Below are 6,590 nucleotides of genomic sequence, written 5' to 3' on the forward strand. Positions count from 1 at the left end.
GGCCACAGGGGGCATCGTCCCTCGGGGAGTTTGTGTATGGAAGGCTTCACCCTGATCGACGCGGTGGTCGCCGTCGTCATCGTGCTGTCGGCGATCCTTGCCTATTCGCGGGGGCTGGTGCGCGAGGTGCTGGCGATTGCAGGCTGGATCGGTGCCGCGGTGCTGGCCTTTGTCTTTGCCGCGCAGGCCGAGCCGCTGATCCGCGAGCTGCCGGTGGTGGGCGAGTTCCTGCGCGACAGTTGCGAGCTGTCGCGCCTTGCGGCCTTTGCAGCGGTCTTTGCGGTCGGCCTTATCCTGATGGCGCTGTTCACGCCGCTGTTTTCCTCGCTGGTGCAACGCTCGGTGCTGGGGGGCGTCGATCAGGGCCTTGGCTTCCTGTTCGGGGTGCTGCGCGGCGTCATTCTGGTGGCGGTGGCCTTTGTGGTCTACGACCGCGCGATTGCCTCGAATTCCATTCCCATGGTGGACAATTCGCGGTCAGCCAAGGTGTTCGCCTCGTTCCAGCAATCGCTGGAAAGCAAGATCCCGTCCGATGCGCCCGGCTGGATCGTGCAGCAATATGAAAACCTGATGGGCGATTGCTCGGCCCTCCGGACGGCACCGGCCGCGACCACCGCGCCGGCCAGCGGCAACTGATCGTGCCGCAATGCGGCAGTCGTGACGTGACAGCCGGGTGACAAGGCGTTAAGGAGGGCGCGAGCGACGCGCGGATTCGGAGCCCTCCCATGACACTGCTGCCCGGCACCCCCTTCGACTGTCTTGCTGATGGCGACAAGCTGAAGGAGGAATGCGGGATTTTCGGCGCGATCGGCCTGGCCGATGCCGCGAATTTCGTGGCCCTTGGCCTTCATGCCCTGCAACATCGCGGACAAGAGGCGGGGGGCATCGTCTCCTATGACCCGGTCGACGGGTTCAACTCGGCCCGCCGCTTTGGCTATGTGCGCGACAACTTCACCCGTGCCGATGTCATGGCCACCCTGCCCGGCACGCTGGCCATCGGCCATGTGCGCTATTCGACCGCAGGGTCCAAGGGCGCGACGGCCATCCGCGACGTGCAGCCCTTTTTCGGCGAATTCGCCATTGGCGGCTGTGCCATCGCGCATAACGGCAACCTGACCAACGCTGCCCGCCTGCGCAAGGATCTGATCGAGCGCGGGGCGATCTTCCAGTCGTCCTCGGACAGCGAATGCATCATCCACCTGATGGCGCGGTCCATGCAGAAGACCCAGGCAGAGCGGCTGAAAGACGCGCTGCGCCTGGTCGAAGGCGCCTTTTCAGTGATCGCCATGACCCGCACCAAGCTGATGGGGGTGCGCGACCCGCTGGGCGTGCGCCCGCTGGTCCTTGGCCGTCTGGGCGAGGGCTGGGTTCTGGCGTCCGAGACCTGCGCGCTGGACATCATCGGTGCCGATTTCGAACGCGAGATCGAACCGGGCGAGATGGTGGTGATCGAGGATGGCGTCGTGCAGTCCACCCGCCCCTTTGCCCCGGCAAAATCTCGGTTCTGCATCTTTGAGCAGGTCTATTTCAGCCGTCCCGACAGCATCATCGGTGGCCGCTCGGTCTATGAGACGCGCCGTCAGATCGGCGTCGAGTTGGCCCGCGAGGCGCCGGTGGATGCCGATCTGGTCTGCCCGGTCCCCGACAGCGGCACCCCGGCGGCCATCGGCTTTGCGGCGGAATCGGGCATTCCGTTCGGCCTTGGCATCACGCGCAACCAGTATATGGGCCGCACCTTCATCGAACCGACCGATGCGATCCGCAACATGGGCGTGCGGCTGAAGCTGAACGTCAACAAGTCACTGATCCGTGGCAAGCGGGTGATCCTGGTCGACGATTCCGTCGTGCGCGGCACCACCAGCCGCAAGATCAAGGACATGATCCTGGATGCCGGCGCCGCCGAGGTGCATTTCCGCATCGCCTCGCCCCCCACGGCCTGGCCCTGCTTCTATGGGGTCGACACACCCGAACGCTCGAAACTCCTCGCCGCCACCATGACCGAGGACGAGATGCGCGACTGGATCGGCGTCGATTCGCTGCGCTTCATCACGCTGGACGGGCTCTATCGCGCGGCCGGCGAGCCGAATGGCCGCGATCCTGCCGCCCCGCGCTATTGCGATGCCTGTTTCTCGGGGGAATACCCCATCGCCCCGACCGACAAGCTTGCCGAAGGGTTCGAGATGAAGACCGCGGCGGAATGATCCCGCCCCGTCTGCGAGGCGGGCCGCGACCGGTGGGGGCCCCCCTCGCGCACCGCATGTGCCAGGTCACACCCGCACTGCGGCGCCCCTCGCCCGTCCACCGCTTCTTTCATCTGTCCTGAAATATCCCACGGGGGTCCGGGGGTGTGAAACCCCCGGCGCTCTGTGCCAGAACCTGCGAAAGCCGATCCCATGACCCAGCCCAAGATCGCCCTCGTCACCGGCGCCTCGCGCGGCCTTGGCGCTGCCATGGCGGAAACGCTAGCAGCGCGCGGCTGGCAGGTGGTGGCCGTCGCCCGCACCACCGGCGGGCTGGAAGAGGTGGACGACCGCGTCAAGGCGCTTGGCCTGCCCGGTGCCGGTGCGCTGACGCTGGCCCCGATGGACATCGGCAATGATGATGCGATGCGCCACTTGTGCCGGTCCGTGTTCGACCGCTGGGGCCATGTCGATCTGTGGGTCCATGCCGCGATCCACGCGGCGCCGCTGGCCCCGGCCGGGCATATCGATCCCAAGGACTGGGACAAGTCGGTCGCGATCAACCTGCGCGCCACCGGCCTTCTGATCCCGATGGTGGAACCCCTGTTGCGCGCCGCCCCCTCGGGCGGCACGGCGCTGTTCCTGGACGACCCGCGCGGCGGACAGAAGTTCTTTGGCGCCTATGGCACGACCAAGGCCGCCCAGATCCAGCTGGCCCGCAGCTGGCAGGCCGAAACCCTGCGCACCGGCCCGCGCATCCTGATCGAGACCCCGGCCCCCATGGCCACCGCCACCCGCGCCCGCTTTTTCCCCGGCGAGGACCGCAGCACCCTCGCCCATCCGCGCGACGAGGCGGCAAGGCTGCTTTCCATCCTCTGACCCCCTGCCCCCGCGGGGACGGCGGCACCGCGCCAGATGCTGGTGGAACGGATGGACCAGCCAATCCGCCACATCGGACGGCCGTCATGGCGATCCGCTATGAGCAACCCAAGATCGCCCGGAAACGGATCCCGCGTATCTCGGCCGTGATGAAATGGCCATCGGCCAAAACCATCGCGCCGACAATCCCGGGTCGGCAAGTGTCCTGGCCCTGCCCGTTGTTTCTGCGCGATCCCGCGGCAAGGCGCATCGCAAGGCTCTTCCCTATGGCGAAGTCGCAGCCTGCATCGCCAAAGTCCAGGGAACAGACGCATGGGCGTCCATGAAACTGGCGCTGGGGTTCCTCGTCCTGACCGCCGCGCGTTCTGGTGACGTGCGCGGCGCAAGATGGGGGAAGATCGGACCGGACGCGAAGGTCGGGACGGTCCCGGCAGGACGCATGAAAATGGGCAAGGCCCATGCTGCCCCCTGTCACCCCGCGCTGTCGCTATCCTCAAGCCATGCCTGCGGTAGGTCTTTATGTTTGGCGAGATCTGACAGCGCACCTTCCATTGACGCTGGCGGCCGAGGCTGTGTGGAAACGCGGCGGCGACGTCAGGGGCGTGGGTGATCGCAGCATTTCCGGAGATCAGGTTCGCAATGAGGGCACATCGCGTTCACCGCGCGTCTGGGACCGGGTTCTGACGTCCGATGGTCGGCCCGACGTAGCGCAGAATGATGCAGATCACCCCTGCATGGCCCGCATCAGCCCTTTGACGCCGAGCAGGGCGACCATTCGCTTGATGTTGTAGGCCAGAACGTTCAGTGCCATCTCGCTGCGGACGTTCTTCAGCCTGCGCGTCAGGAAATGGGTGCCGCCCATCCACGCCTTGATCGTGCCGAACGGATGCTCGACGGTGCAACGGCGTAGGGTCATGTAGTCTGGGTCGCGCCCCAGACGGCTGTCCATGTCGTCGACCAGATCCTCGCGCTCCCAGCGTGAAATCCGCCGCTCGTTGCCGGTCGTGCAATGGGTCCGGTGCGGGCAGGTCTTGCATCCGTTGATCCAGTATCGCCGGATCGGGATGCCGCGTTCCTCGGTCGTGTAGCGGCAGGTCAGGTCTTCGCCAGCCGGGCAGACATAGACGTCCCGTTCGGCGTCGTAGACGAAGTCCGCCTTCACATACATGCCCTTGGCCGCATTGCCCGATGTGGCCGGCCGCGGCAAGGTCGTCGTGATGTCCGCCTCATGGCAGGCGAGGATCTCCGGGCCGCTGAAATAGCCCTTGTCGGCGATGGCATGCAGGTCGTCCCGCGCAAGGGCCGCCTTAGCCGCGATAGCCATCGGGCTGAGCTGTTCGCGGTCGAAGCCCTGATTGGTGACCTCATGCGCGACGATGAGATGGGTCTCGGCATCGACAGCACTCTGCACATTGTAGCCGACCAAGCCGCTGTTCCGCGCGCTGGTCGCCATCGAGCGGGCGTCGGGGTCGGTCAGGGAGATCTGGCCGTCCGGCGCGTCGGCCAAAACCTTGTCCATCTCCTTGAGCCGCGCGATCTCCTGCCGGATGCGGCCATAGCGGCGGGACAGGTGCTCGACCTTCCCAGCCCTGGCCTCGCCTTCCTCCTGCCGATCGATGCGGATCATCTCGGTGATGTAGCGGTCGACATCGGCCTCGAGATGGGCGATGCGGCTGACGATCTTGCCCTTGGTGAAATTCTTGTCGCGGTTGTTCACCGCCTTGAACTTGCTGCCGTCGATGGCCACGCAATCGCCCTTCAGCGTGCCGATCCTGCGGCAAAGCTCGACGAATTGCGCGCAGACCTTGCGGACGCCCACGCCGTTGTCGCGCCGGAAGTCCGCGATGGTCTTGTGATCCGGCATGAGCTTGCCGGTCAGCCACATGACCTCGACATTGCGCCCAGCCTCGCGCTCCAGCCTGCGGCTCGACGGGATGCGGTTCAGGTAGCCATAGATGAACAGCTTGAGCAGCGCCGCAGGGTGATAGCCGGGCCGTCCAGTCCTCGCGGGGGCCGAGCGGGCGAAACCAAGACGCTGCAGATCCAGCTCTTCGACGAAGAGATCCACGACGCGGACAAGGCTGTCTTCTCCGATCCAGTCGTCCAGCCGATCCGGGAAAAGCACCGACTGGCCGCGATCAACGCCCTCGATGAAACCCGCCATGCCTGCCTCCGCCTGACCTGCCGAAGTCTACCACAGAGAGCAGTTTCCACACAGCCTCGGCCCATGGCGGCCGCTTGCCCTGGAGACCGGACGCAGCATTCTCTGACCCGCGCCATCGGCGACTGGATCAGCTTCCACAACACCAGACGCCCGCATCAGGCGCTGGACACAAAAAACCCAGCGCTGAGGCATTCGCTCTAGCAGCTTAACCGGTGCAGATGCCGCTGGGTCGATGCACTTTGTCGCAAAAGGCAACCTGACCGCAGCCTGATTTGTTCCTTGGCAGTCCCGCTTGTTCTTGCGAGAACTGGGGGATGCAATGGAACAGCTTGATGCGATCTCCGCTCAATCCATTGGCTCTGTTGACAATTTTCATGTAGATTGGCGCACCCGACAGGATTCGAACCTGTGACCTCTGCCTTCGGAGCAATTAATCGTGGCCTATCCGAAATGCGCGACGCAGCACGCCACGGCACGCTAACATATTAAAATCGCTTGTGTTTAAGCTCGCTCGTCGTCGAAACCAGTAGCCGCAACTACTCCGTAGCTTTCGCCCGACTGCTTACGTGGTGCTTACGCGGCTCAGTTGCTCTGATGACGAGGTTGATGATGCCAAAGATCACAAAACGGCTGGTTGAAAGCGTTAAGAGCCAGAAGAAGGACTACGTCGTCTGGGACAGCGACCTGCCTGGCTTCGGGTTGCGTGTTTTCGCTTCTGGGAAGCGCAGCTACGTGATCCAGTATCGCCGTGACGGACGGTTGCGCCGCTATACGATTGGCCTCCACGGTATCTGGACTGCCGAAACAGCCAGACGAGAGGCCAAGGTCCAGCTAGGGCGCGTCGCTCAGGGCGATGATCCGGCCGAAGAGCGCCACGAAGACCGACAGGCCATGACCGTGCAACAGCTCTGTGAGCGCTACGTCGAAGACCTGCACGCCGGCCTCATCCTCGGGAAACGTGGGCAGCCCAAGAGACCATCAACGGTCTCCACCGATATCGGGCGGATCAATGGGCATATCATCCCGCTGATCGGCAAGAAGTGGGTGCGTGATCTGACCAAAGTGGATGTTACGAAGATGATGAATGACATCATCCTCGGCAAAACCCGCGCTACGCGAAAGACCAAAAAGCTAAGGGGCAAGACGATCTTGTGGGGTGGCCAGGGCACAGCAACCCGGGCGGTCGGCTTGCTGGGCGGTATCCTCACCTATGCTTCGGAGGCGGGCATCGTCGACACGAACGTCGCGCATGGCATCAGGAAGCCCAAAGATCGCGTTCGCGACCGGCGTCTGACACACAGCGAGTATCAGTTGATGGGTAAGATTCTGGACAAGGCCGAGCGGGATGAAAACCTCGCCACCATGGT

At 64.3% G+C, this 6,590-nt stretch carries 5 protein-coding genes; 4 read left to right on the forward strand and 1 reads right to left on the reverse strand.

Annotated elements, in window-relative coordinates; genetic code table 11:
• Positions 1-36: 36 nt before the first annotated feature.
• The 3 genes from G481_RS0103025 (at position 37) to G481_RS0103035 (ending at position 3,059) form a co-directional block, all read left to right on the forward strand.
• Entirely contained in the window at positions 37-636 is a 600-nt protein-coding gene (locus G481_RS0103025; protein ID WP_028028691.1) for a CvpA family protein, read from the forward strand.
• Between the two features lie 89 nt (positions 637-725).
• A complete protein-coding gene (gene purF / locus G481_RS0103030) occupies positions 726-2,201 on the forward strand; it encodes an amidophosphoribosyltransferase (RefSeq protein WP_051294259.1) in 1,476 nt (491 codons plus the stop codon).
• A 192-nt stretch (positions 2,202-2,393) separates the two neighbouring features.
• Positions 2,394-3,059, forward strand: a complete 666-nt coding sequence (locus G481_RS0103035; protein ID WP_028028693.1) for an SDR family NAD(P)-dependent oxidoreductase — start codon at positions 2,394-2,396, stop codon at positions 3,057-3,059.
• A gap of 724 nt (positions 3,060-3,783) precedes the next feature.
• On the opposite strand, the gene G481_RS0103040 is transcribed toward G481_RS0103035, so the two are convergent.
• Entirely contained in the window at positions 3,784-5,223 is a 1,440-nt protein-coding gene (locus G481_RS0103040) for an IS1182 family transposase (protein WP_028028694.1), read from the reverse strand.
• Between the two features lie 609 nt (positions 5,224-5,832).
• On the opposite strand from G481_RS0103040, the gene G481_RS0103045 reads away from it, so the two are divergent.
• Positions 5,833-6,590 (forward strand): Arm DNA-binding domain-containing protein (locus G481_RS0103045; protein WP_028028695.1); only part of this gene is annotated, 758 nt, incomplete at its 3' end.

Origin of the sequence: Gemmobacter nectariphilus DSM 15620 (assembly GCF_000429765.1) — a bacterium.
Taxonomy (GTDB): domain Bacteria; phylum Pseudomonadota; class Alphaproteobacteria; order Rhodobacterales; family Rhodobacteraceae; genus Wagnerdoeblera; species Wagnerdoeblera nectariphila.